Source organism: Microcystis panniformis FACHB-1757 (genome assembly GCF_001264245.1).
Lineage (GTDB): Bacteria > Cyanobacteriota > Cyanobacteriia > Cyanobacteriales > Microcystaceae > Microcystis > Microcystis panniformis.
The window spans coordinates 4,676,032-4,699,875 of sequence record NZ_CP011339.1 but is presented as its reverse complement, the minus strand read 5'-3'; the positions used below and the strand labels follow the sequence as shown (position 1 = coordinate 4,699,875).

Genomic DNA, 23,844 nt, shown 5'->3' with positions numbered 1-23,844 from the left:
CTTTGAGCCATAGCTAGTATGTTTATACGGGGGAAGTCCAGTGATATAGAGGATTAAATGAACATACCAATGGATTGCTAAGGCAATTCTTTCCCAGACAAACAAATTGCAGAATCAAGAAACCTGCTGAACTTGAAAGATTGTTTGATTTGATTAATCACAGACCTCGAAAATACCTTGACTATCAAACTCCCGATGAAGTATTCTACAAACATACTTCAGACTTCTTTGCATTGACTATCAAACTCCCGATGAAGTATTCTACAAACATACTTCAGACTTCTTTGCATTTCAGATATGAATCGGCGATTTAAACTCAGGGCATTGCATTTTGATTTCCTACATTCATATCTCTGTTATGCAACGCAAAAACATCATAATACATTAAGGATACAGTAGTAAAAAAATTATGCAGGTTAGTATTTGAATTAAAATTTTCCAGTTTTGTTGTTTCCTCAAACAACTCCCTGCTTACAAAATCCCAAACTTGGGATTGTTCATTATCTAGACAAAAACTTCTTAATTTCAGAAATAAGTGATTTTGAGAACAAGCTAGAAAATTGTAGCGATTAAAGGCAGGATTACTGTTGATTGCATTTTTACTGGTAGTCTTTATCTTGATCTTTTTTTGTAAATAACTTCCTAATAAGTTAATGAGAACATTTTGGGAACGCCAAGTTTGATTATTGAAGGGAAGTTGATGTAGTGAGGGAATTTTTCTGATTATTTCGTAATGGATAGGTGATGTATATCTTCTTTGGGCAGACATACCAAGCGCTACTTCTAAAAGAGGACGAGTACAAAACAATTCAAATGAGTTTTTTGACCTGACTTGATTTCCAAGCCAGCGTCTCATACGTTCTTGAGTATAGAAGAAGTCTAGTATATCTGCGGGCGGAATACCATCATTGAAGCAATTTTGTACGAATTCATTCAAATATTGTTTAACTAAAAATTGTCCTTCTGTCTTAGCAATTGTCTTAAACTTAAATGTTTGATTAGTCAGATACTTCTGTATCATGTTTTTTTCATATCCATGCCGTCCCATTAAAAAAGCAGCATCACAATAATTTCCTCTAACAATTTCCCCTCCTCCTCCTCCTAGATATATCGAGGTGTCTTGACTATTCTCCAATTTTGCTATTGCGATCAAGTCTGGTGCATACATCAAATTGACCATACCATCAGATTGTTTCATTAAACTTAAACTTATGGTATCCCACATTTCAACTATTTCTCTTTCTATCACTGTCACTATTTGGTGATCAAGAGTCATATTTTGGGCAATTGCTTTAGCAATTGTTGCATCATAACTATCAGGATGTCCATAGGTAAAGTATTCTGCGTTAATTTCGGCTAAAGTCAAAATAGTTAGGAGAAGTCGCGTATCTAGACCCCCTGTTAAGCCACATCTAATCCTTCTGAAATTAGTTGGTAAGATTTCACACATTCCAATTAACCTACTCAATAATAACTCGATATTCGGATACTTTAAGTTGTTTTCTGAATAGGTTTTCTGTTCTGAATAGTTTTTCTGTTTTGGTACTGGTAAATTTATATCAAATTGCCAATGTTGTGCGCTAGGTATAACTTTCACTCCTGAACATAAAGTTCTATCATGTCCAGTCCATCCTAGACAAAGAAATAGATTAACTCCTAGTGAATCAAAAGAGGTCGAGTTAATTACTTTTTGAATTAGACTTACACTATTACTAATTAACCATGTTTTTCCACGATTCCAGTAATAAACTTGATAGAGTCCAAGGTAATCGTTAACAACTTCAATTTTAAGTGGGTGGATAGATATCTTAATAGCGACAAACTTCCCTTCTAAGACTGAAAATATTTCCCCCCAGTGATCATTTAATTCTCTTGCATTCTGAGTATTAAAAGTATTTTGATAATTAACTATTACTCCATCATAAAAAACAACGGTATCCTGATCATAGAAAACATTAGAATTAACAAATGGTTGTGATTCTGGAATATATCCAAATATTGAGCCACTCTCGAATTTACAAGACCATAATTTCGATGAATCTAATGAAGGATAGCTTTTGGATGTTTCAGCAAGTTGATCCAAAACTATATGTTGAATTTTGCTTGATATGTGCCAGCCTATAATAAATAAGTTCATTGGGTTATCCTCTAAATCACAGTAACCGTTTAACCGTTTAGGGGGGGCAAAATTATGCTAACATAGAAAGTGGCAAGGTCTGGCAAGTTCGCAGCTTTCTTTTCACTGTTTACTGTTCACTGATTACTGTTCACTGAAAAATCAACTCAATAACCAATCTAGATGATCCTGTAAACATTGCTTGAGGTCGTAGCGTTGCTTGATAGTTTCCCTCGCATTTAAACGCAGATTTTGCCAACGCTGGGGATAATTTAACACTTCATCCACGCGATCGGCTATTTGTTGGGGAGAAAAGAAATCCACTAATAAACCATTTTCCCCATCAGTAATTAATTCTCGCACGGGGGGAGTATCGGAACCAATCACCACGCAACCCATGGCCATGGCCTCTAACATTGACCAGGACAGCACAAAAGGACGGGTAAGATAGATATGGGCTGCCGATGCCTGTAAAACCTGCTTATATTGACCGTAAGGTAGAGAACCGGTAAAATGCACCCGGGATAAATCCAAAGAAAGGCTTTCTAACATCAATTCTTTATAGGTTTTGCCGTCCGGTAGAGTTTTCCCATAAGCGACCCGATCCTCACCGACAATCACCACATGACAGTTAGGCCGACGGGCTAAAATTAGGGAAACAGCCGTCATAAATTGGGGAAAACCGCGATAGGGTTCCATTCCCCGGGTTGCATAGGTGACAATCTCCTTAACACCGGATAAATCTAAACCTATCTCTGGAATCACTAACTGCACATCGGGACGGGGACAAAAATAGTCCGTATCGATGCCATCGTGTAAAACTGTCAGTTTCGAGTGAAATTCGCTGGGAAATTGTTGTTTTTGCCAGATAGTCGGCGATAAACCTCGATCGCAACTGACCAGATCGATCAGGATTGGCGCATTTTTAATTCTAATCCGGGCCTCGGCATCAGCATTGAGGGGATCCTCTGGATCAAAATCAGCATCGGAACCATGGGCATGATAAAACCATTCAAAATAGGCTAAAAACTTAGTTTTCGGGAAAATATCCTTGATAAATAGACCCGGCCCCCAGCCAGAATGTGCATAGACAATATCGGGATAAAATCCTTGATTTTTCAGTTGTTGGCAAACAGCATAAACCGCTTGACCTTGTAAAACCGCACTTTCAAGGGGACGGACATAATGATGGGTTTGGGGAGAAACAGCGCGACTTTCCTTGTAAATAAATTTTTTTACCCCCGCTATCTCTCCCTCTTGCCGGGTAGTGCCGAAAATCACTTGATTTCCAGGTTTTTGAGCTAAAACCGTGATTAAATGGCGAAATTGGGCGGGAAAATTGGAATGAAGGAATAAAAATTTCATCGCAGATAAAGGTTTAGAAAAAGCGATCGCTAATCGTACATTGTCCCTGAAAACGGAGCAGATGATCGCATAATACCAAAGCCATCATCGCTTCCACCATCGGGACGGCCCGGGGTAAAACACAAGGATCGTGTCTTCCTTTGGCTGCTAGGGTGGTTTCTTCCCCGGTGCGCGTCACGGTTTTTTGTTCTTTACCGATAGTCGCGGTGGGTTTAAAAGCGGTGCGGATAATAATATTTTCACCGTTACTGATTCCTCCTTGGATGCCTCCCGAACGATTGCTCGTGGTGCGAATTTCCCCGTTATCATCGATAAAATACTCGTCATTGTGTTCGCTGCCGGTTAAGAAGGTTCCCGCGAATCCCGATCCGATTTCAAATCCCTTACTCGCGGGTAAGGACATCATCCCCTTAGCTAAATCGGCTTCTAGCTTATCAAAAACGGGTTCTCCTAGACCTTTCGGCACATTTCTGGCTACACATTCCACCACACCGCCGATCGAGTCTTTATTCAGGCGAATTTGGTCGATCAGGGCGATCATTTGGGCGGCCGTTTCCCCGTTGGGACAACGCACTATATTACTTTCCACCTCGTCGAGGGTGACGGTGTTGGGGTCGATGATTGCCTCAATATCTTTAATTCGCTTCACATAACCGATAATCTCGACATTATAGACAGATTTAAGGATTTTTTTAGCGATCGCTCCTGCGGCCACCCGGCCGATGGTTTCCCGGGCCGAAGATCTGCCTCCTCCTTTCCAGTTGCGAATGCCGTATTTTGCTTCGTAGGTGGCATCCGCATGGGAAGGTCGGAATTTCTCGGCCATTTCGTTGTAATCTTGCGAACGAGCATCCTGATTCCGCACTAAAATAGCGATCGGTGTACCGAGGGTTTTGCCTTCAAAAACGCCCGAAATTATCTCACAAAGGTCATTTTCCCGACGCGGGGTCACGATTCTGCTTTGTCCCGGTTTGCGACGGTCTAAATCGATTTGAATCTCCTCTTCGGAAATTTCTAAGCGCGGAGGACAACCATCGATAACCACTCCTACCCCACCCCCGTGAGATTCTCCAAAAGTGGAAACCCGAAATAGTCGTCCGAAAGTGTTACCCATAATCTCAATATCTATTAAGCCTCAAGGTTTTATTGTACCTGAGCGGTTATCAGTTATCAGTGATCAGTTATCAGATGTGAGTTTTTAGTGGACAGTCTTAAGTAGAAAATTGCCGTTTTCTTGTCACTGATGCCATTTTTCAAAAGTAATCGCAGAGATGGTTAATTTCCCTTACCCCCACAACCAAAGGGAGAGGGGAGTAAAATGCCGGCTCTCTTATTCTTTGTGTGATAAGTTTAAGTTATATAAGACCGATCAATCTTTGTGTCCTTTGTGTCTTTGTGGTTCGTTCCATTTGCTCGCCAGCAGGAATGTATTTTAGAATACATTTTACCCACCAAACCCAAGAGAGTAAAATGCCTGCTACGAATAAAGGAAAATAGTATCCAGACAGAATTAATTAGAGTTTGCTGAATAAATCTAAAAACCTTGTTGGCTAAGACTTTTAGACTTTTTTCCCCTCAAAAAGTGCCAGCCATTGCGGGGATCGGGGGGAAAATTCCTGGACTTTTTCCCTGAAAATTAGGTAACTGACTACCTCAAAATCGGTAAAACCCCACACCCCACACCCCACACCCTGCTCCCAGGAAAAGCTTTTTGCCGCAAACCCTACTTAGGGTTTTTTTCGGGGAATTCCTCGCAAGGTTAAAACATCATCGAGGGTGGAACAATAGTTTTTTAAACCAAAATCAGCAGGAGTATAGGTTTTAATGTGGGTGAAGTGGCGATAATTCATCGCAAAACGGTCCCATGCTTCCATCTGCAAGTTAAAAACTTTGATAAAAAAGTTAGCAATGGTTAAAGATAAAGGAATCCGAAAATAGATTTTTTTGTTTAAATAAGCGCAGATTTCCTCCACTGCTTGGTTAGCTGTTGTGCGTTGATTGCCTAGAACAATTTTGCTTTCTGGTGCGGTATTTTCGATTAAATAATTCACCACTTGAGCTATATCTTTGGCATGGATAAAATGAAAACTGCCATCAGCTTGAAACCAACGCACTAAACCGATATATTTCAACACATCCGGTAAACCCCCATAGATATGAGAATAGGGTTTATTTTCGTCACCACCTAAGACAAAAGTGGGGTACAAAGTGATAATTTTATCGGCGATTTCTAGGTCAGTAAATTTACTATAACAAATATATTTAGTGCGGATATAATTAGTTCCTATCTCCCCAGCTTCGGGCAAAGGTTGATTATTTTGATTGAGAATGCTGGCGGTAGAAAAGTAGAGGACTTTCTCGCAGATTTGAGCATCTAAATAACTAATTAATTCTAGGGTTTTTACCACATTAATCTGATAACTTTCCTCCTCTCCTCCCCAACTGGTAGCGATTAAAACCGCTATATTCATTGTTTTTAAAAGCTCCGCATATACCCCAATATTTTCCATATCTCCTAAAAGTATATGAACATTTGATCGCCCTTGGTAAGCAAATTTTAACTTCTCTGGATTACGCACTAAAAAATATAATTCATAGTCGGGATTTTCCAGTAAAATCTCAGCGATATAATGCCCAATACAGCCACTCACACCCGTTAGAAATATTTTTTTCATTATTTTAATTGATCTGGCAGAATTTAGGGGACAGTTTGAAAGTAAAAAGTCAAAAAGGGTGTTGTGTTTTGGGGTTTTAGGGTTTTAGGGTATTAGTTGAATCCCCCCATTTCCCCATTTCCCCATTTCCCCACCCCCTGTTCCCTGAGTAACTTTATTGATAACTAAATCCTTTAGCAGTTTCAAAGAAGAAACGCACGTTATCTTCAGGAGTTCCCACCAAAACACCATGACCTAAATTAAGAATATGACCTTGATTACCCGCTTTACGAATAGTATCAATAATCCGCTCGCGAATAAAGGACTGGGAACCGAATAAAACCCCCGGATCGATATTACCTTGAACCATCATCGCTTTACCTAAACGCTGTCTCGCTTCCGCCATATCGACAGTCCAATCGACGCTAATAATATCAACCCCCGATTTAGCCATTCTTTCCAAAACGCCGGCGCTGCCACTAATGTAGAGAATTAAGGGTGTATCGGGATGGGTTTCTTTCACCAAACGAACTACTTTTTGTTGATAGGGTAAGGCAAAAACATCGTAATCTTGGGGAGTTAATTGACCCGCCCAAGAGTCGAACATTTGTACCACTTGCGCCCCACAATCAATTTGATAACGGACATAGGTGGCGATCATATCCGCTAATTTATCTAAAAATTGGTGCAGTACCGAGGGTTCCGAAAAAGCCATCCCTTTAATCACAGAATAACTTTTAGAACCTTTCCCTTCCACTGCATAGGCTGCTAAAGTCCAAGGCGCTCCGACAAAACCGAGGACAGTGGATTTATTTCCCACCTCTTGACGCAGGGTTTTTAAAATCGTTTTGATAAAAGGTAAAGACTGATCGGGATCGAGGGGATTAAGTTGGTCCACCTGCGCTTGAGTACGAATGGGAGAATCGATAATCGGCCCCTTACTTTCGATAATATCAAAGGGAATACCGATTCCCGCCAAGGGAGTGAGGATATCGGAGAACATGATCACCCCATCCGGTTGAAAAGCACGCCAAGGTTGCAGGGAGATTTCGATCGCTAAATCGGCATTTTCCGATCTTTCCCGAAAACTGGGGTATTTATCCCGCAATTCTCGATAAATCTGCATATAACGTCCTGCTTGTCTCATCATCCACACGGGAGGACGGGGTAAGATTTCTCCTTTGGCAGCGCGTAATAAATAAGGTATTTCAGGGGAGTCAGTCATATCACGGTGATTATTCTATTGCCTTTTCTACGGTATCATCCCCCGTACAGCTAATTTTTCTGGTTTTTCCTTAAGAATTGTTAACGAAAATTATCCCCCCACCCTGGGATGAACTCGACGCAATCGTAAAGCATTTGTCACCACGGAAAGGGAACTTAAAGCCATGGCAGCACCGGCAATAATCGGATTGAGCAGAAAAGGATAGAGGATTCCGGCAGCGATGGGAATGGCAATTAGGTTATAAATAAAAGCAAAAAAGAGATTTTCTTTGATATTTGCCATTGTTGCCCGACTTAACTCAATAGCGGTCACAATTCCCTGTAAATCTCCCGAAATTAAGGTTATATCACTAGCAGCGATCGCTACATCGGTTCCCGTGCCAATGGCAATACCTAAGTCCGCTTGCGCCAATGCGATCGCATCATTGATGCCATCTCCAACCATGGCGACTATTTTCCCTTTTTTCTGCAAATATTCGATTTTTTCGGCTTTTTCTTGGGGACGGAGTGCGGCAAAAAAGCGCCGGATACCCAACTCGCTGGCGATCGCTTCTGCGGTTTCGAGGTTGTCCCCCGTCATCATCATCACCTCTAAGCCGATTTTTTTGAGCTTGGCGACCACTGAAGAAGAAAAAGGTTTTAAAACGTCGGAAATGGCAATCAACCCCTCTAAATGCCCGTTAACCGCTATCCAAGCCACGGTTTTTTTCTGCCATTCCCAATCGTGGGCGACTTTTTTAAGAACTTTTGTTTCGATCCCTTGACTTTCTAACCATTGTTGTGTACCGATTTGCACTAAATCCGACCCGACTTTTCCCTGCACTCCTGACCCAGTTATTGAGTCAAATTCGGTTACTTCTAGGGTTTTAATGGCGTTTAACCGCCCATATTTAACTATTGCTTCTCCTAACGGGTGTTCAGAATGATTCTCCACCGATACGACTAACTGCAGCAGCGATAATTCCCGTCCATCCCCCACCCCCTCGCGAGTCAAGAAGTCCGTCACCGTTGGTTTACCCTGGGTGAGAGTTCCGGTTTTATCTAGAACAATAGTAGTAATGCCCTGGGCTAATTCTAAACTTTCGGCATTTTTAATTAAAATTCCCTGTTTTGCTCCCTGTCCTGTTCCCACCATAATCGAGGTGGGTGTAGCTAATCCTAGCGCACAGGGACAGGCGATAATTAAGACTTCCACCATTGTAATCAAAGCGAGGGTGAGATTACCCGTGCGGAGAATCCAAAATAAGAAAGTTATTACCGCAATAATCATCACCACCGGCACAAAATAAGCGGTCACTCGATCGACTAATCTTTGTATAGGTGCTTTTGATGCTTGCGCGGTTTGCACTAATCGGACAATCTGAGCTAAAACCGTATCTTTTCCCACCCGTAACGCTTGCATTTGTAGGCTACCGGTTTTATTAATTGTCGCACCGATTACCTGTTGATTGACGGTTTTTCGCACGGGTAAACTTTCCCCCGTCACCATCGATTCATCAATGCTAGAACTGCCTTGGATAATTATGCCATCGACGGGAATTTTTTCCCCCGGACGCACTAAAATTATATCTCCTACTTTCACCTCTTCTATTGGTATATCTAGCGTCTGTTCTTCCCTAATTACCCTAGCAGTTTTTGCCTGTAATCCCATTAATTGTTTAATAGCGGCGGCCGTTTCTTTTCTGGCACGTTTTTCGAGGAAACGACCGAGTAAAATCAGAGTAATGACGATAGCTGATGCTTCGTAATAGACATGGGAATTAAACCCCTGTTTTTCGATAAAATCGCTCCCGAAGGTTAAAAACAGGGAATAAAAATAGGCGGCACTGGTTCCCAAAACTACTAAAGTGTCCATGGTGGCAGTGCGATTTTTAAAGGCTTTCCAAGCATTTTTATAAAAACTTTGACCACACCAAAATTGGACGGGAGTAGCGAGAGTTAATTGTAGTAAAGGATCGTGTAACCAATGGGGGATAAAAGATAGAGATAAACCCGTCATCATCGGTAAAGAACCGATAAAAAGTATAATACTAATAACAATAGCGATCGATAGTTTAGTGAGAAGTTCTTTTTCTGGCCTGGATTCGAGATTAATTTCCGTTATCGGTGTCGCTTGGAAACCGGCATCCCTAACTTTTGCTTGAATAGTGTTAAGATCGGTACGCTTGGGATCATAGTCCACATCCACCTGTTCCATGCCAAAATTAACTTGACATCGAATCACTCCGGGGATAGATTTAATGATCCGTTCGATCGAATCAGCACAACCAGCGCAACTCATCCCGGCGAGTTTGAGAGTTTGATGGGTCATAATGTTAATAGCAGCGGAAGTCAGCAAGAAAATCCCCTGCAGCAGAGTTATATCTTGAGCATAAAATATTCCCCTAGCTGCAGGGTCAAGAATCCTCTGTTAATTTTTCTGAATAGATATGAAGAAATGTCAAAAATAGTGCCTGTATTTTCCTGACACACCCTTAGTTTTTGTGGACAAATTTCAGTTAACCCCACTCTGTTGCGTATCTTGACCCTGCACAGCATCGGCAGCGGAAACACCATCACCCTGAAAACCAAAATACCATAAAGTAGCGGCAGCTTCAGCGCGAGTTACTGGTCTTTTTGGCTGAAATAGGGTAGTAAAACCAAAAACTCGCCGAATATTAGCTTGTTCAGCATTTTGAAAATCGGCATAAAGAGCGCGCACCAGCTGCGGGTTAATTTTATTAGTATCCTGAAAACCCCAAGTATTTTTAATCGTATCAAGATTGGCGCTCGGTAAAGCTTTTCTAATATCTAATGGCACTTTCCAAGCGATTAAATCTTCCCGGGTTAAAGGAGCATTGGGACGGAATAAAAGGGCGCTACTATCTCCCGTTAAGGGAGAGGGAATTAACCCCGCTTCCGCTAATCCTTGAATATAAATATAATCGGGATCGTTATTTTTAACATCACTAAAAGCTGGGGAACTATTGGGAGTAGCTAAACGGATTTGTTTACCCGCTACATTAGCATAAATGGCATTATTAGCCTGTAACAACCAGCGAGCAAATTCTCTGCGCGTTATTGTATTATTAGGGTTAAACTGATTGTTATTACCTGTTAATACTCCTAATCTAGCTAAGTCTTGAATGTGGCTTTTTAAGGGATTAGGTAAGGATTCGATATCGTTAAAACTGGTGGGATTAAGATTGGGTAAGGGGGAAGAAATAGGGGAGGGACTAGGGGAAGCAATCGGGGTTCCCGTTGGACGATAATCGAGGCTATATTCGGTATTGGGAGAAGTGGCAGTTATGGTGATAGTTAATTCTAAATTATCTCGACGGGCTGTCAAGGTGCTATTAACTCCCTCCCCAGAAAAGGGAGTGATAATTTCCCAATTATTATTAACTAATTCCTGTTGATAAAAAGCCTCGATCGCATTGCTGGGATCGTTGGATTGCCAACGAGTTTGCCCACCAGTATTATCAGGATTTGTCTGCACGGATAATAATTCTGATTGACTATATCGAGGAATTTCTGCGGGAAAATTTGCGGGTAATTGCTGGTTATTAGGAGAGTTTTCTGGTATGGGATTTGTTTGTAGATTAGGATCGGCAGCCAGACGATTTTCTAGGGCAGGATTGCCACTACAGGCTCCTAAAATACCCAGCAGGGTGATCATTGTACTGTAGCGAATAAACTTACTCACGGTCTTTACCAATATTGTTTCCTTAGCTTTATCCTAGCCTATTTACTCAGGTTTTTGACTAGGGAAAATTCGGTGCCACCATTGACGTAATTTCCCCAGCAGAAATCCTCCTAACCCTTTTGTGTATTTTTCAAATTTGTAGTAAAATAAAATGTCGATTATATCCTGAGTGGAAAGATACTTGAGATAGGATACTCCTTGATCTATACGCACATCACTATATTCTAAATAAACTTTGCGACTGAGGCGATCGGATAAATTCCATTTTGGTTGAAAATATTCTTGCATCCTCTGTTGATAAGGGGCAAAACTACTCGATTTTCCCTGTAAATATTCCTCCATGTATTGACAAGCAATTTCGGCTCCTTTCATAGCATAGCGAATACCTTCCCCTCCTAAAAAGTTAACCGTAGAAACAGCATCACCAATCGCTATAATATTCGGTTCTTGATAATAAATATCTTGCAGATTGAGCGAATATTCTAAAATAGACCCATGAATGTCGATTATATCATATTTAGAGAGATTCATGTAGGTTTGAATAATTTGTGTAATATAACTTTTTAAAGGCTTAACTTCAGAAATATAAGGATGTTCTCCCTCTAACCAAGCCGCTCCTATTTTTAATTGCTGATTATCCATAGGAAAAATCCAGCCATAACCTTTAGGACTCCATTTATGACCGAGAAAAAACACTAAATTATCTTGATATTTTTGATAATCTACTTCTGGCACAGTAATTAAATATTCAATGCCCACTGCTTTTAGAAAATCAGGTTTTTCTCGTCTGTGTTTATACATAACTGCTCTAGCATATCCCGTGGCATCAACCAATAAACGAGTAGTAACTGTCTCGATTTTCTCGCCTTTTGATTTCAAGAAAACAGTTAGCTGATCCTCCCTCTGTTGATATTTCAGATAACGACAACCTAAACGAACTTCTCCCCCCAAACGCAGCACTTCTGCGGCTAAAAACTCTCGCAACTTGGCAAAATCAAAAACTACCCCTAAAGGTTGCGGTGATGACCAAAAATGATGTATGCTGGTAGAGATGATTTCGATATTTTTCCAAAACCTAGCCACTACGGTTTCGGGGAGATTGAATTGTTCTAAAATTTCTAGAGGAGAAGCGGCACTAGAAAAATTATTATCTTGCCAACTAGAATGTTGTTCCACCAAAAGAACACGATAACCTTTTTCACTTAATAATCTACCACAGTGACCTCCCGCTGGTCCGCCCCCAATAATTACGACATCATAATCCATGATTTACGCCCTCGCCTAATCTTGCTAAGTTGCTTCTATTTTATCCTAAATTGCCCTCTGTTAAACCCCAAACCGGTTAAGCTGTTGTCCATCTAAATTTGATAAGTAGCTGATTATAATTAAATTAAAAATGGATTTTAGGTTCGATCCCCCCCGCCCCCTTGATAAGGGGGGTGCCGATAGGCGGGGGGATCCCCCTTAATAAGGGGGGTGCCGATAGGCGGGGGGATCCCCCCTGCCCCCCTTGATAAGGGGGGTGTCTGACAACTTTTAACGCCTACCTACTTACTCTTTTTAACCTGTTCACTGTTCCCTCATCGAAAGACCACCAGCTTATGACATTTTTCTTATTATTAGTTACTTCCCTATCGCTGATAATTTGGTTATATTTAATCTTAGCTAGGGGACAATTTTGGCTATCTAACCAAAAAATTAATCCTGTCACTTATCCCTTAACAAATTATCCAAAAGTCTCGGCAATTATCCCCGCACGAAACGAAGCCGACGTTTTACCTATCAGTTTAACTTCCCTCTTTAACCAAGATTATCAAGGCGAATTTTCGATTATTTTAATTGACGATCAAAGCAGTGATGACACGGGGAAAGTTGCCCAAAAAATTGCCGATAAATCTCATAAATCTGAACAGATAACTATTATTTCTGGACAACCTTTAGAGATAGGATGGACGGGTAAATTATGGGCAATGAAACAGGGAATAACAGAGGCTACCGAGAAATTTGCACCCGATTATTTTCTGTTCACCGATGCTGATATTGCCCACCCACCGGATAATTTAACCCAATTAGTTACTAAAGCAGTACAAGAAAAACAAGCTTTAGTTTCCCTGATGGTGTTGCTACGCTGTGACAGTTTTTGGGAAAAATTTCTCATTCCTGCCTTTGTTTTTTTCTTCGAGAAACTCTATCCTTTTCCCCTAGTTAATAACCCTAATTCCCCGATAGCTGCCGCCGCTGGGGGTTGCATTTTAATTCGCCGAGATATTCTAGAAAAAATTGGCAGTATTGATATTCTTAAACAAGCTTTAATTGATGATTGTTCTTTAGCGATTGCGGTTAAAAAATATCTGCAAAATCACTCCGAAAATACCGAGAAATCTATCTGGTTAGGATTAACAGAAACCACCTATAGTCTCCGTCCCTATCCCGATTTAGCCAGCATTTGGAATATGGTAGCCCGCACCGCCTTCACACAACTAAATTACTCAACACTTTGGTTAATCGGGACAATTTTCGGGATGTTTTTAACCTATTTAGCCGCTCCCTTGGGCTTAATCTGGGGACTGGTATTAAAACAAACATCAATTATCATAATTAGCACCATCACCTTATTACTAATCGCCCTTTCCTATAGCCCAACTTTAAGACTATATAAATTATCCCCCCTGCGGGCTTTAACTTTACCCCTAATTGCCCTCTTTTATAGTTTAATGACCGTTGATTCTGCCCTGCGTTATTGGCGCGGCCAAGGGGGAGGTTGGAAAGGGCGAGTTTATCCTAATTAGGGTTTGCTGAATAATAGTAAAACCCTTTTAAAATAAGGCTTTTGACCTGTTAAAATTGGAACCTTCAAAAACCAGGCATTATCCTTTTACAGTACAATAGACCTCTTGCATAATTTTTTTATGGTATAATATAAGGTTTTGCTTTTTTCTCAATTCTTAGATTGAAGTGGAAAAAAAGAACTCTTGCAAATTAATTATATGTTATAATGAAGTTAAATTAATGATAGGTGTGGTGCGTTACGACGGATTGTTAGATTTAAGTTTAAGCAGAGATTATCGCCGTCTAACGCACCCTACATTTTACTGATCATGCAATAGGTGTGGTGCGTTACGACGGATTGTTAGATTTAAGTTTAAGCAGAGATTGTCGCCGTCTAACGCACCCTACATTTTACTTGCAAATTAATTATATGTCATAAAACATTTTACCGTTTGGGGATGGGGGGGTGAGTGGGATTATCTGTAGCGCGATCATGGATTTTAAACTATAATCAAAAATATTGATTTATCCCATGAGGTAACAATGTTATCCATTAATCTAGATCGAGAAACCGAGAACTATCTAGCAGACATCATTTCCGAAGAGAATATTAGCTCAGAAGAACTTCTGAAAAAACTCATTTACGAACATTGGCAAAGCTTAAAACCGCGTAAAACTTTATCACAACGCCGGGGAGGTCATCCTCAGCATCTTTTAGAAAATGCTCCACCTGATTTGTCATTGCGAGAAAACCGCAAAAAAGTAGTTGCAGAATATATACAAAACCATCATCAGCAACATCATTTATGACAAATTATCCCCCAAAAATTATTACAGAATCAATCAACCAATTCTCTAACTTCAAAGCAGGCACACGCTCAAATTCACGAGTATTTGCGGTAACAAGAGTCAGATCAAGCGCTAGAGAATGAGCAGCAATCAGTAAATCATTTGGACCGATTGGGGTTCCTGCTTGCTCCAAATGTTTACGAATTACGGCATAGTGCTTATCTACAGTTGATTCTAATGGCAAAACTGTCAAGAACTCCAGGATGCGTTCTAGTTGCTGCACCAGACGGGAGGAACCACTTTTAACCACTCCAAATCTTAATTCACACGCCACAATGATGCTCGTACAAACGCTTTCTTCGCCGACATCCACAATATGCTGGAAAACCTGACCTTGGGGATACCTGATCAAATGTGATAGGATGTTAGTATCAAGCAGATATTGATAGGTCATTGGGTGGTACTAAAATGTAATGTCATCAAGGGGAAGCAACCCTTCATCTATATCAGGAAAATTGTCTGTAATGTCTGGCAAAGTAGTCAGCAAAGAAATTAGAGAACCGGAAGAAATCGGCTCAATGATTAAGCGATGACCTTCTTTGCGTAACAAAACCTCTGTACTTGATAGGGCCAGTTCAGGAGGAATAGTTAATACTTGCTCTTGTCCACTTGTTAGTAAAGAAACCTGACGTAAATTTTGCATCTGTTGACCCCTTTGTTAATGATCGCCTTACTATTTTAACTTATTTATCTAGTTATCTCGTTCCCAGGTAGAACCTGGGAACGCTTGATTCAGGTTCTACCTGATAACTGTTTACTGATAACTGTTCACTGAAATTCCAGTTCTTCTTAAATACTACTTTAAGGCAGAGCCTTAGATATTATGTTTCAAGGCAGAGCCTTGAAACAAGGGAACCTCACCAACAAACTTTTTGCCGCAAACCCTAAATAAATTTTCCCAATTCATCAAGCAAATCCATTAATTCCCCCAGTAAAACCGGCTCACCTGTCCTATTCTCGAACACCCACACAGGCTGATTATTTGCTCCCTTGTGACTAATTTGAGCTATTTTAAGCTGAAACTTATCTCCCTGGGACTCTTTTTGACGCTGTTCTCTAACTCCCTTTAAGCTTGCTTTCGATAAATCAGGAGTTACTGATCCTTCTAGTTGAGACTTGCTTTCCTGTTCTCCTCCTAACTGACGTTCAATCTCCAACTCCCTTGCTAAAATCTTTTTCAACGCCTCATTTCTCAACTCAGAAGGCATTTGGCCATTCTCCAGTTTTAAGCGTAACTCTCCCCCCCGCAAACCAAACTTAACCCGTCCAAAAGAAAAATCAAGCCACTGCTGATTAAAATTAAGCCGCACCGATAGGGAAAACGCCTTTGGTTCAGACTTTTTGAAAAGGGAAACAACACCCTTAGACTCAGACGTAACCAGTTCTCCCGAAATCTCCAAGTGCAGACATTCGGGACACTTATTATCATGTTCTGTCACCGCAATTGCCCTTGATTGCTTTGCCATCATCCTAGGCCTTTCAAAACCTTAACTATAATAATTGTACTGTATGTGGGGTTTGCGGCAAAAAGTTTGTTGTTTTGCTAATAAAGTCCCAAAACCATTTTTTAGCAGAGCTGCTACCGATATTCAGCCAGTCCTAATTAGTTAGAGCAAGCCTCAAGAATTCCTAGCAAATTAACTAAGGGTTTATCTTAATGCTTGCTGCTATCAGATTAATTTTCTTCCTCCGCTTCTAGGGTTGGTTGTGGTAAACGAGCGATAAAATCTTTCATTTGGGGATGATTAAACATTTTCTCCGTGTCTTGCAAAAGACGTTTACCCCAGAGATTTTCCCCCAAAAATTCCAGACTGACATAACGACTATCGCTAGTGAGAGCGGCCTGAGCTAATTTGATGCCCTCCTCAGTTTTCCCTTGACTATAAATAGCCACCGCAATAGCTAACTGAGGTTCCGCCTGTTTAGGATCAATTTTCAAAGCGGTGCGCCAATCTTTAAGAGCGGCTTCCTTATCACCCTGTTCGTATTTAACTAAACCAATATTATTAATAGCCGGCCAAAAATTTTTATCTTGACTAACAGCTTTTTCGTAAGCTGCGATCGCATCAGGATATTGTGCTAACTTGAGATAGGAATTACCGAGATCAAAAAGAGCGGGGGAGACATCGGGTTTCATTTGCAAACCCGCTTCAATCTGGGCAATAGCAGACTGGTAATCTTGATTCTGAAAATAAGCACTACCGAGGGAAAATTTAATATTAGCGTGGGCATCGGCGGGAGCAAGGGACAAAGATTGATTTAATGCCTCGATACCGGGTTGCACCTGATCGTCTTGCAGATATAAACTACCGAGAATAAACCAAGTTTGATAGAGATGGGGGGCTAACTGCACCGCTAACCTAGCTCGGGAAAGGGCGGCATCGGTACGGCGAAAACGAGCTAATTGGATGGCATCCTCAGCCATTTCAATTCCCGCTTGTTCCATCTGTTCTAACCCCGGTTCGATGGCGTAGGGGAGTAGAGCTTGGGAAAAAGCTGGCGGGCTGCCAGCGACGAAAAAAATGAGTAAAGAAACGATTAATTGAAGTTTTGGCACAGTTTACCCCCGCGATAGGCCTTTTTTAATCAGTCTATCTCGCTTGGGGGTTGTTGGCTAAAGAAACAACAAAGGCAACTCTAGAGACGTTAGTATATAACCAATTAACTTTTGGCTGATCGATGGCAATAACCGTGTTGGGAAAATCAAATCGCCCCCTATTTTGGATATTCGGACTCATGGCTAGTGGTTTTCTGGCGGTGGGAGTGGTTTCTTATCGTTTGCTGCAAACCCCTCCTCCTGCCCTAGAATTGGCGAAAATGACCGTTCCTGCTCAACGGGAAACCCTCGCTGTGGAAATTAAAGCTAGTGGTAGGGTGGAACCAATCCAAAGTGTCAACATTAGCCCGAAAAACCCCGGCCGATTAGTGCGATTATTGGTGGATCAGGGCATGGTCGTTAAAAGGGGACAAACCCTCGCCGTCATGGATAATTTAGAGGTGTATGCCCAAGGAATGCAGTCAGAAGCGCGTCTGCGGGAAGCTCTAGCCAGTCTGGAACAGGCTAAACGCAGTATTCCCGAAGATATCCGCCAATTACAAGCCCGATTTTATCAGGCCCAGGCCAGTTATAAGCAATTAGAAGCCCGTTTAGCTCAGGCCAAAGAAAGAATTCCCAAAGATTTAGACCAACTGCAAGCTCAGGTACAAGCGGCCCAATCCCGGTTTCGACTAGCAGAAAATCGGGTTAAACGCAATGAAAATTTAGTCCGGGAAGGAGCGATCGCTCAAGACCAATTTGATGCCGTCCTCAATGAATATCTCAATGCTAAAGCCAATTTAGACGAATCGATCCGCCGTTTGGAACAAGCGGATAAAACCGCTTCCCCAGAAGTAGCGGGAATTGAGCAGGAAATGATCCGAGCGGCAGCAGCGATCGCTGAAGCGAAATTTGCCCTCGAACAACGCCAAAAAACCCAAGAAACGGAGCTTGCTCGACTAGAATCATCTGTAGCGGCTGCTAGAGCCAATTTAGAGCAAATTAAGATTCAATACCGCGATACAGTCATTACTGCCCCCTTTGATGGCATCGTCACCCAAAAATACGCCACCGAGGGTTCTTTTGTCACTCCCACCACTTCGGCCTCTAGTACCGCTTCCGCCACTTCCACCTCGATTATCGCCCTAGCATCGGGATTGGAAGTAATTGCTAAAGTGCCAGAAGTAGATGTGGGTTTATTGCAGCGCGGCCAACCCGTGCGAATTGTCGCCGATGCTTTTCCTGAAGAAGTCTTTGAAGGTCGAGTTATTCTTGTGGCTCCTGAAGCAATTATCGAGGAGAATGTTACTTCTTTTGAAGTGAGAATCGGTTTGGTGACGGGACGAGACAAACTCAAATCGAAAATGAATGTGGATGTAACTTTTGTCGGCCAGCAGTTAGATAATGCTCTGGTCGTGCCGACTGTCGCCATTGTCACCCGGGAAGGCAAGTCAGGGGTTTTAGTTCCCGATGCCGAAAATAAACCCAGTTTTAAACCCGTTTCGATCGGTTTGGTCTTAGACGATAAAACCCAGATTTTATCAGGGTTGGAAGCCGGAGAAAAGGTCTTTATCGATCTCCCCCAAGGAGCCGAAGATACCTCGAAAACTAATAAAAAATCTCAATAATTTTCTTTAACAAGTATTCCTAAATTGTCTTTTTTATGCTAGGTCAGGATTCGGGAAATGGGGGAATGGGGAAATGGGGGAATGGGGAAATGGGGAAATGGGGAAATGGGGAAATGGGGGAATGGGGAAATGGGGGAATTCAACTAATACCCCAAAACCCTACAACTATCTAACTGATAACTGATAACTGATAACTGATAACTGATAACTGATAACTGATAACTGATAACTGATAACTGATAACTGATAACTGATAACTGATAACTGATAACTGATAACTGATAACTGATAACTGATAACTGATAACTGATAACTGATAACTGATAACTGATAACTGATAACTGATATGTTTATCATCGAAAGTTTAAAAATGGCCGTCGCCACCCTAGGGGCCAATAAAGTGCGTAGCGGCCTGACTATGTTAGGAATTATCATCGGTAACGCTTCGGTGGTGGCCATGATCGGTATTGGCCAAGGGGCGCAAACCTTAGCCAATGACCAGTTTGCTAACTTGGGACCCAATACTCTTTTTGTGGTGCCGGGGTCGCGACAAGCACGCAATACCACCGTTAATTTACCGAAAACCTTGGTTTTAGCCGATGCTCAGGCGATCGCCGAACAGGTTCCCACCGTCGCCGAAGTCGCCCCGGAAATAAACGCTCGTTTCCTGATTTCCTATCGTAATCGCAACATGACGGCTCTAGTGACGGGAAGCACCCCAGAATACGCTTCTGTCCGCAATTTTACCCTAGAAAAAGGTCGTTTTATCAATAATATCGATCTAGCCCGCAACAAACGGGTAACGGTAATCGGCCGTGAAGTGGCAGCGCAACTTTTCCCCACCCAAAATCCCCTCGGTCAACAGCTGCGGATCAAAAATCTCAGTTTTGAGGTGATCGGGATTTTAGAGGCGAAAGGCTCCTTTTTTGGCAATAATCAGGATGAAATGCTGATTATTCCCCTTAGCACCATGAACTCGCAACTGGTGGGCAAAACCGGCCCCTACGGTGTCGAGTTGAGTTGGATTAGTCTCACCGCGCGATCGGGGGAGGAAATCCGCGCCGCTAAGTTCCAAATCGAGAATCTCCTGCGTTTACGTCATAAAATCGTCGCTGAGGATGATTTTCGCGTCGAAACTGCTAAACAGATGATCGAAATCTTCGGCACGATTACCCAGGGTCTAACCCTACTTTTGGCTCTAATCGCCGGTATTTCCCTAATTGTCGGGGGTATCGGGGTGATGAATATTATGCTCGTTTCGGTTTCGGAAAGAACCGGGGAAATCGGACTAAGAAAAGCGATCGGAGCCAGAGAACAGGATATTCTCTTACAATTTCTGATTGAATCAACTCTCGTTTCCATCGCCGGCGGTGCGCTTGGTATTCTCGTCGGTGCAGGAGCGATCGTTCTCGTCTCCAGTTTCTCTCCCCTGGCTGCCACTGTTTCCGCCACCGCCGTCATCCTGTCTTTGAGCGTTTCCACGGGTATTGGTCTCTTTTTTGGCGTTTTTCCCGCCTATCGTGCCTCTAAATTGGAGCCGATTGTCGCCCTCAGAAGTGTATAATTTTTTAAGTTTTTTCGGGGACGTTTTTGGCAAGGATTGCTTTTATAGCTAAGTAGGTAGGCGTTAAAAGTTGTCAGATCCCCCCCTTATCAAGGGGGGACTAAGGGGGGATCGGCACCCCCCTTATCAAGGGGGGCAGGGGGGATCGAACCTAAAATCCATTTTTAATTTAATTATAACCAGCTACTTCAAGGGGTGACAGAGGGGCTACAAGCTAGATAGAGCGGGGGGTCTAGCCAAACGACCCCCTAAAGAAATAGAGTGGTTAGGACAACCACTCAAAATTTTAAAATGTTACCTTCATTCTATCAGGCTTGTTTACAGGCGAACCTTAGCGAGGCGAGCTATTTGACCTTACAGCTCCTAATCCTGCTCTTACAAAGTCATCGGATAGTCCAACTAGAGAAACTGGCCGCTCTTTTCCCGCAACCGATAACCTTTGAAAGTAGAAGACGGAATTTGCAGAGATTTCTTAAGCTCCCGCAACTAAACGTGAAACTCTTGTGGTTTCCTTTGATCAAACAGATCGTCAAGCTAGAATTTAGCGGAAAAAATAAAAATCGAGAGCCAAGAAGAAGGCTCAAAAAACTGAAACACGCGGGAAGATTATTAGTCGTCATAGATAGAACCGATTGGAAGGGTAGAAATTTATTCGTCGCCAGTGTGATTTGTGGTCGGAGAGCTTTGCCCGTATATTGGGTGTTACTGAATAAAAAAGGAAGTAGCGCTCTCGGGGAACCGAAAAAATTCCTCAAGCCAGTCTTAGGGTTGTTGAAACCCTATCCGCTCGTCGTAATGGGAGACCGTGAATTTCAGTCAGCGCAATTAGGGAAGTGGCTTGACGACAGAGGTGTAGCTTTTATCTTCCGTCAAAAGAAAAGTACCTACACGCGATTGAAAGATGGAGAAAACTATCAAGCCCTTTCCGAGTTAGAACCGAACCGGGGCGAGCGAAACTTCTTTCGGGGAGTGACCCACACGAAAAGCCATGAGATCGAGGGGTTCAACCTAGCAACTTATGGGAAAAGAGGTTATCGAACTAAAGGGTCTAAAGAGCCTTGGTATTTATTGACCAACCTAGAATCTTTAGAGATAACTCTCAAGTTATATAAATCTCGATTCGGGATTGAAGCGATGTTCAAAGATTGTCAAACGGGAGGATATAATCTTGAAAAAACGAAAGTGAGCGAGCCTCGCTTTCTCGCCTTAATTTTATTAATCGCTATCGCTTACTCTTTGAATACAACCCGTGGTCAAAATCTCAAGAAATCGGGAACTCGCGATTATATTTGTCGCTCCAAAGAAGCGAAACGCGGTCCGGAAAGACATAGCGATTTTTGGATAGGTACTTATGGGAGCTTCTGGATCGAGTCGATGGACGCGTACTCGGAACTCGCCTTTTCTTTGATCCGCCTCAAGCCAGGAAAACACCCCGATTTTTCTAGGGGTCTAACGGCTATGCGCCTTATCCAGCAAGCCTTTTAGTCGCCTTGTCACCCCTTGAAACCAGCTACTTAAGTTGGGGTCTAATGTGTGGGACGAATTTTATAATCCCGATAACGACGATAATCATTGAGAATGCGATCGTGATCAAAGCATAAAGGTTGGGGGAATTCCCAGAGATGAAAAATCCCCACTTTTTTGGCATCATCGGCAGCGATCGGTTTTCCTTTTGCCGTGGCGATAAAAACGATACTAATGGTGTGTTGACGCGGATCGCGGTTAGGATCGGAATAGACGTGAAATTGCTCGATTAACTGCACCTGCAAGCTGATTTCCTCGTAAGCTTCCCGAATGGCCGCCGTTTCCACCGATTCGCCGTAGTCCACGAATCCCCCCGGAATTGCCCAGCCAAAGGGCGGATTTTTTCTCTCAATTAGTACGATCGGACGGTGGGGCGAGTCGATCAGTTCGATGATAATATCAACAGTGGGGGCAGGATTGCGATAGTTTGTCATTTTTTTCAGTTATCAGTGAACAGTTAAGTAAGTAGTTATAATTAAATTGAAGATAGATTTTGCCTCTGATCCCCCCTGCCCCCCTTGATAAGGGGGGTGCCGATCCCCCCTTAATCCCCCCTTGATAAGGGGGGTGCCGATCCCCCCTTAATCCCCCCTTGATAAGGGGGGTGCCGATCCCCCCTTAATCCCCCTTGATAAGGGGGGTGCCGATCCCCCTTAATCCCCCCTTGATAAGGGGGGTGCCGATCCCCCCTTAATCCCCCTTGATAAGGGGGGTGTCTGACAACTTTTAACACCTACCTACTTATCAGTAATCGGTGAATAATTTCATTTAAGACTCATAACCTTCAAATCGAATCATTTCTAACCAGTCACTGATCAGGGATCACTAATAAGGAGGAGAATAAAAGTTGTTAGAAAATGCCAAGAAAATTACGGTGATAGGTGGGGGAATTTGGGGACAAACTCTCGCTAATTTGGCTAGACGTAATCACTTAGCTGTTAGGGTTTGGTCGCGTCATATTGGGGAAGATTTGGGGGCTATCATAGCAGATACTGAGGTAATTATTTCAGCAGTTTCGATTAAAGGAGTTGTTCCAACGATCGAAAAATTACAGCAATTACAATTAAATTCTCGCATAATTATCGTCACCGCTACTAAAGGATTAGAGCCAATCACCACTCGTACCCCTTTTCATCTGTGGAATCAAGCTTTTCCCGCTAATCCCCTTGTGGTTCTTTCCGGTCCCAATTTAGCTAAAGAAATTAATCAAGGTTTACCCGCTGCCACGGTGGTAGCAAGTTATGTGCAGAAAGCAGCAATATTGTTACAAAAATTATTATCTGGGGAATCTTTTCGGGTTTATCTTAATAGCGATCCCTTGGGGACTGAGTTAGGTGGCACTTTAAAAAATGTCATGGCGATCGCTTCTGGGGTTTGCGATGGTTTACAGTTAGGTACTAATGCCAAATCTGCCCTGTTAACTCGCGCTTTACCGGAAATAGTTCGGGTGGGAACTTGTCTAGGAGGTTGTCAAGAAACTTTCTTCGGTTTATCGGGTTTAGGGGATTTATTAGCCACCTGTAATAGTCCTTTATCTCGCAATTATCAAGTGGGTTATCAATTAGCTTTAGGTTTATCTTTGCCTGAGATTTTAGGGAAGTTAGAGGGAACTGCCGAGGGAATAAATACCACAGAAGTTTTGATGAGAATTGCCCAAGAAAAAAATTTATATGTACCGATTACCTGCCAAGTTGATCGTCTTTTGCGCGGGGAAATTTCTCCCCAAGTTGCCGTTTATGAATTGATGCGTCGGGATTTAAAAGCAGAATTTGATTAAGAGACAAGAGATTTTTCAGTGATCAGTAATCAGTTAGTCGGAGCTTTCTTAACAAAAAGAGAAGAAACTTAAAAAAAGGGGAACCGATTGATAGGTATAGTTTTAAAAGAAAGAAGGAATCAAGGTGGAGGTGAGCAAAAAAATGGAGAAATG

Annotated in this window: 21 protein-coding genes and 1 pseudogene; 7 read left to right on the top strand and 15 right to left on the bottom strand. The window is 42.2% G+C overall.

Annotated elements, in window-relative coordinates:
* Positions 1-47: 47 nt before the first annotated feature.
* Positions 48-236 (top strand): annotated as a pseudogene (locus tag VL20_RS33190) (IS30 family transposase); the annotation flags it as partial.
* Positions 237-316: 80 nt separating this feature from the next.
* Here the strand turns inward: VL20_RS33190 and VL20_RS22280 are convergent.
* The 8 genes from VL20_RS22280 to VL20_RS22245 all read right to left on the bottom strand — a co-directional run bounded on the left by VL20_RS22280 (position 317) and on the right by VL20_RS22245 (position 12,310).
* A complete protein-coding gene (locus VL20_RS22280) occupies positions 317-2,137 on the bottom strand; it encodes a hypothetical protein (protein ID WP_052277840.1) in 1,821 nt (606 codons plus the stop codon).
* Positions 2,138-2,278: 141 nt separating this feature from the next.
* Entirely contained in the window at positions 2,279-3,481 is a 1,203-nt protein-coding gene (locus VL20_RS22275) for a glycosyltransferase family 4 protein (RefSeq protein WP_052277839.1), read from the bottom strand.
* Between the two features lie 13 nt (positions 3,482-3,494).
* Positions 3,495-4,595 carry a chorismate synthase gene (gene aroC / locus VL20_RS22270; protein WP_052277838.1) on the bottom strand — a complete coding sequence of 367 codons (1,101 nt, stop codon included), beginning with the start codon at positions 4,593-4,595 and terminating at the stop codon, positions 3,495-3,497.
* Positions 4,596-5,208: 613 nt separating this feature from the next.
* Positions 5,209-6,156 carry an NAD-dependent epimerase/dehydratase family protein gene (locus tag VL20_RS22265; RefSeq protein ID WP_052277837.1) on the bottom strand — a complete coding sequence of 316 codons (948 nt, stop codon included), beginning with the start codon at positions 6,154-6,156 and terminating at the stop codon, positions 5,209-5,211.
* A 154-nt stretch (positions 6,157-6,310) separates the two neighbouring features.
* A complete protein-coding gene (gene hemE, locus VL20_RS22260) occupies positions 6,311-7,360 on the bottom strand; it encodes a uroporphyrinogen decarboxylase (RefSeq protein WP_052277836.1) in 1,050 nt (349 codons plus the stop codon).
* Between the two features lie 90 nt (positions 7,361-7,450).
* Positions 7,451-9,670 carry a heavy metal translocating P-type ATPase gene (locus VL20_RS22255; RefSeq protein WP_072925622.1) on the bottom strand — a complete coding sequence of 740 codons (2,220 nt, stop codon included), beginning with the start codon at positions 9,668-9,670 and terminating at the stop codon, positions 7,451-7,453.
* A gap of 183 nt (positions 9,671-9,853) precedes the next feature.
* Positions 9,854-11,056 carry an S-layer homology domain-containing protein gene (locus tag VL20_RS22250; RefSeq protein WP_128575278.1) on the bottom strand — a complete coding sequence of 401 codons (1,203 nt, stop codon included), beginning with the start codon at positions 11,054-11,056 and terminating at the stop codon, positions 9,854-9,856.
* Between the two features lie 30 nt (positions 11,057-11,086).
* Complete coding sequence (locus tag VL20_RS22245; protein WP_052277834.1) at positions 11,087-12,310, bottom strand: NAD(P)/FAD-dependent oxidoreductase; 1,224 nt, start codon at positions 12,308-12,310, stop codon at positions 11,087-11,089.
* Between the two features lie 335 nt (positions 12,311-12,645).
* On the opposite strand from VL20_RS22245, the gene VL20_RS22240 reads away from it, so the two are divergent.
* Complete coding sequence (locus VL20_RS22240) at positions 12,646-13,833, top strand: glycosyltransferase (protein WP_052277833.1); 1,188 nt, start codon at positions 12,646-12,648, stop codon at positions 13,831-13,833.
* A gap of 523 nt (positions 13,834-14,356) precedes the next feature.
* Entirely contained in the window at positions 14,357-14,623 is a 267-nt protein-coding gene (locus VL20_RS22235; RefSeq protein ID WP_002784632.1) for a hypothetical protein, read from the top strand.
* 4 nt (positions 14,624-14,627) lie between these two features.
* On the opposite strand, the gene VL20_RS22230 is transcribed toward VL20_RS22235, so the two are convergent.
* The 5 genes from VL20_RS22230 to VL20_RS31905 form a co-directional block, all read right to left on the bottom strand.
* A complete protein-coding gene (locus VL20_RS22230) occupies positions 14,628-15,056 on the bottom strand; it encodes a type II toxin-antitoxin system VapC family toxin (protein ID WP_052277832.1) in 429 nt (142 codons plus the stop codon).
* 9 nt (positions 15,057-15,065) lie between these two features.
* Positions 15,066-15,305, bottom strand: a complete 240-nt coding sequence (locus VL20_RS22225; RefSeq protein WP_002793069.1) for an antitoxin — start codon at positions 15,303-15,305, stop codon at positions 15,066-15,068.
* Between the two features lie 241 nt (positions 15,306-15,546).
* Entirely contained in the window at positions 15,547-16,131 is a 585-nt protein-coding gene (locus VL20_RS22220) for a hypothetical protein (protein ID WP_272079325.1), read from the bottom strand.
* Between the two features lie 206 nt (positions 16,132-16,337).
* On the bottom strand, positions 16,338-17,219 hold the full coding sequence (locus VL20_RS22215; protein ID WP_052277831.1) for a tetratricopeptide repeat protein: 882 nt from the start codon (positions 17,217-17,219) through the stop codon (positions 16,338-16,340).
* A 34-nt stretch (positions 17,220-17,253) separates the two neighbouring features.
* Positions 17,254-17,400, bottom strand: coding sequence for a hypothetical protein (locus tag VL20_RS31905; protein WP_167341562.1), 147 nt, complete (start codon positions 17,398-17,400; stop codon positions 17,254-17,256).
* On the opposite strand from VL20_RS31905, the gene VL20_RS22210 reads away from it, so the two are divergent.
* Positions 17,342-18,826: an efflux RND transporter periplasmic adaptor subunit gene (locus tag VL20_RS22210; protein ID WP_052277830.1), complete on the top strand. Its 1,485-nt coding sequence runs from the start codon at positions 17,342-17,344 to the stop codon at positions 18,824-18,826. The genes VL20_RS31905 and VL20_RS22210 overlap by 59 nt on opposite strands.
* 165 nt (positions 18,827-18,991) lie before the next feature.
* Here VL20_RS22210 and VL20_RS22205 read toward each other — a convergent pair whose 3' ends face one another.
* Positions 18,992-19,183 (bottom strand): hypothetical protein, encoded by a 192-nt coding sequence (locus VL20_RS22205; RefSeq protein WP_158499377.1) that lies wholly within the window; start codon positions 19,181-19,183, stop codon positions 18,992-18,994.
* Here VL20_RS22205 and VL20_RS22200 point away from each other — a divergent pair.
* Both VL20_RS22200 and VL20_RS22195 read left to right on the top strand, forming a co-directional pair.
* The gene (locus VL20_RS22200) at positions 19,173-20,390 is read left to right on the top strand and encodes an ABC transporter permease (RefSeq protein WP_052277829.1); all 1,218 of its coding nucleotides are present in this window, start codon (positions 19,173-19,175) and stop codon (positions 20,388-20,390) included. The two genes, VL20_RS22205 and VL20_RS22200, sit on opposite strands and share 11 nt — an antisense overlap.
* Before the next feature lie 291 nt (positions 20,391-20,681).
* Positions 20,682-21,875, top strand: a complete 1,194-nt coding sequence (locus tag VL20_RS22195) for an IS4 family transposase (protein WP_052276899.1) — start codon at positions 20,682-20,684, stop codon at positions 21,873-21,875.
* A gap of 41 nt (positions 21,876-21,916) precedes the next feature.
* On the opposite strand, the gene VL20_RS22190 is transcribed toward VL20_RS22195, so the two are convergent.
* Positions 21,917-22,348: an NUDIX domain-containing protein gene (locus tag VL20_RS22190; protein WP_002804545.1), complete on the bottom strand. Its 432-nt coding sequence runs from the start codon at positions 22,346-22,348 to the stop codon at positions 21,917-21,919.
* A gap of 413 nt (positions 22,349-22,761) precedes the next feature.
* Between VL20_RS22190 and VL20_RS22180 the strand changes: the two genes are divergently transcribed.
* Complete coding sequence (locus tag VL20_RS22180) at positions 22,762-23,691, top strand: NAD(P)H-dependent glycerol-3-phosphate dehydrogenase (protein ID WP_052277827.1); 930 nt, start codon at positions 22,762-22,764, stop codon at positions 23,689-23,691.
* Positions 23,692-23,844 lie beyond the last annotated feature (153 nt).

Excerpts from the sequence above, each read along its gene's own strand:
- VL20_RS22235 (WP_002784632.1), top strand. The coding sequence starts at position 14,357 with ATGTTATCCATTAATCTAGATCGAGAAACCGAGAACTATCTAGCAGAC.
- VL20_RS22210 (WP_052277830.1), top strand. The coding sequence starts at position 17,342 with ATGGCAATAACCGTGTTGGGAAAATCAAATCGCCCCCTATTTTGGATA.
- VL20_RS22265 (WP_052277837.1), bottom strand. The coding sequence starts at position 6,156 with ATGAAAAAAATATTTCTAACGGGTGTGAGTGGCTGTATTGGGCATTAT.
- hemE (WP_052277836.1), bottom strand. The coding sequence starts at position 7,360 with ATGACTGACTCCCCTGAAATACCTTATTTATTACGCGCTGCCAAAGGA.
- VL20_RS31905 (WP_167341562.1), bottom strand. The coding sequence starts at position 17,400 with ATGAGTCCGAATATCCAAAATAGGGGGCGATTTGATTTTCCCAACACG.
- VL20_RS22220 (WP_272079325.1), bottom strand. The coding sequence starts at position 16,131 with ATGATGGCAAAGCAATCAAGGGCAATTGCGGTGACAGAACATGATAAT.
- VL20_RS22275 (WP_052277839.1), bottom strand. The coding sequence starts at position 3,481 with ATGAAATTTTTATTCCTTCATTCCAATTTTCCCGCCCAATTTCGCCAT.
- VL20_RS22230 (WP_052277832.1), bottom strand. The coding sequence starts at position 15,056 with ATGACCTATCAATATCTGCTTGATACTAACATCCTATCACATTTGATC.
- VL20_RS22205 (WP_158499377.1), bottom strand. The coding sequence starts at position 19,183 with ATGATAAACATATCAGTTATCAGTTATCAGTTATCAGTTATCAGTTAT.
- aroC (WP_052277838.1), bottom strand. The coding sequence starts at position 4,595 with ATGGGTAACACTTTCGGACGACTATTTCGGGTTTCCACTTTTGGAGAA.
- VL20_RS22240 (WP_052277833.1), top strand. The coding sequence starts at position 12,646 with ATGACATTTTTCTTATTATTAGTTACTTCCCTATCGCTGATAATTTGG.
- VL20_RS22280 (WP_052277840.1), bottom strand. The coding sequence starts at position 2,137 with ATGAACTTATTTATTATAGGCTGGCACATATCAAGCAAAATTCAACAT.
- VL20_RS22225 (WP_002793069.1), bottom strand. The coding sequence starts at position 15,305 with ATGCAAAATTTACGTCAGGTTTCTTTACTAACAAGTGGACAAGAGCAA.
- VL20_RS22255 (WP_072925622.1), bottom strand. The coding sequence starts at position 9,670 with ATGACCCATCAAACTCTCAAACTCGCCGGGATGAGTTGCGCTGGTTGT.
- VL20_RS22190 (WP_002804545.1), bottom strand. The coding sequence starts at position 22,348 with ATGACAAACTATCGCAATCCTGCCCCCACTGTTGATATTATCATCGAA.
- VL20_RS22200 (WP_052277829.1), top strand. The coding sequence starts at position 19,173 with ATGTTTATCATCGAAAGTTTAAAAATGGCCGTCGCCACCCTAGGGGCC.
- VL20_RS22195 (WP_052276899.1), top strand. The coding sequence starts at position 20,682 with ATGTTACCTTCATTCTATCAGGCTTGTTTACAGGCGAACCTTAGCGAG.
- VL20_RS22245 (WP_052277834.1), bottom strand. The coding sequence starts at position 12,310 with ATGGATTATGATGTCGTAATTATTGGGGGCGGACCAGCGGGAGGTCAC.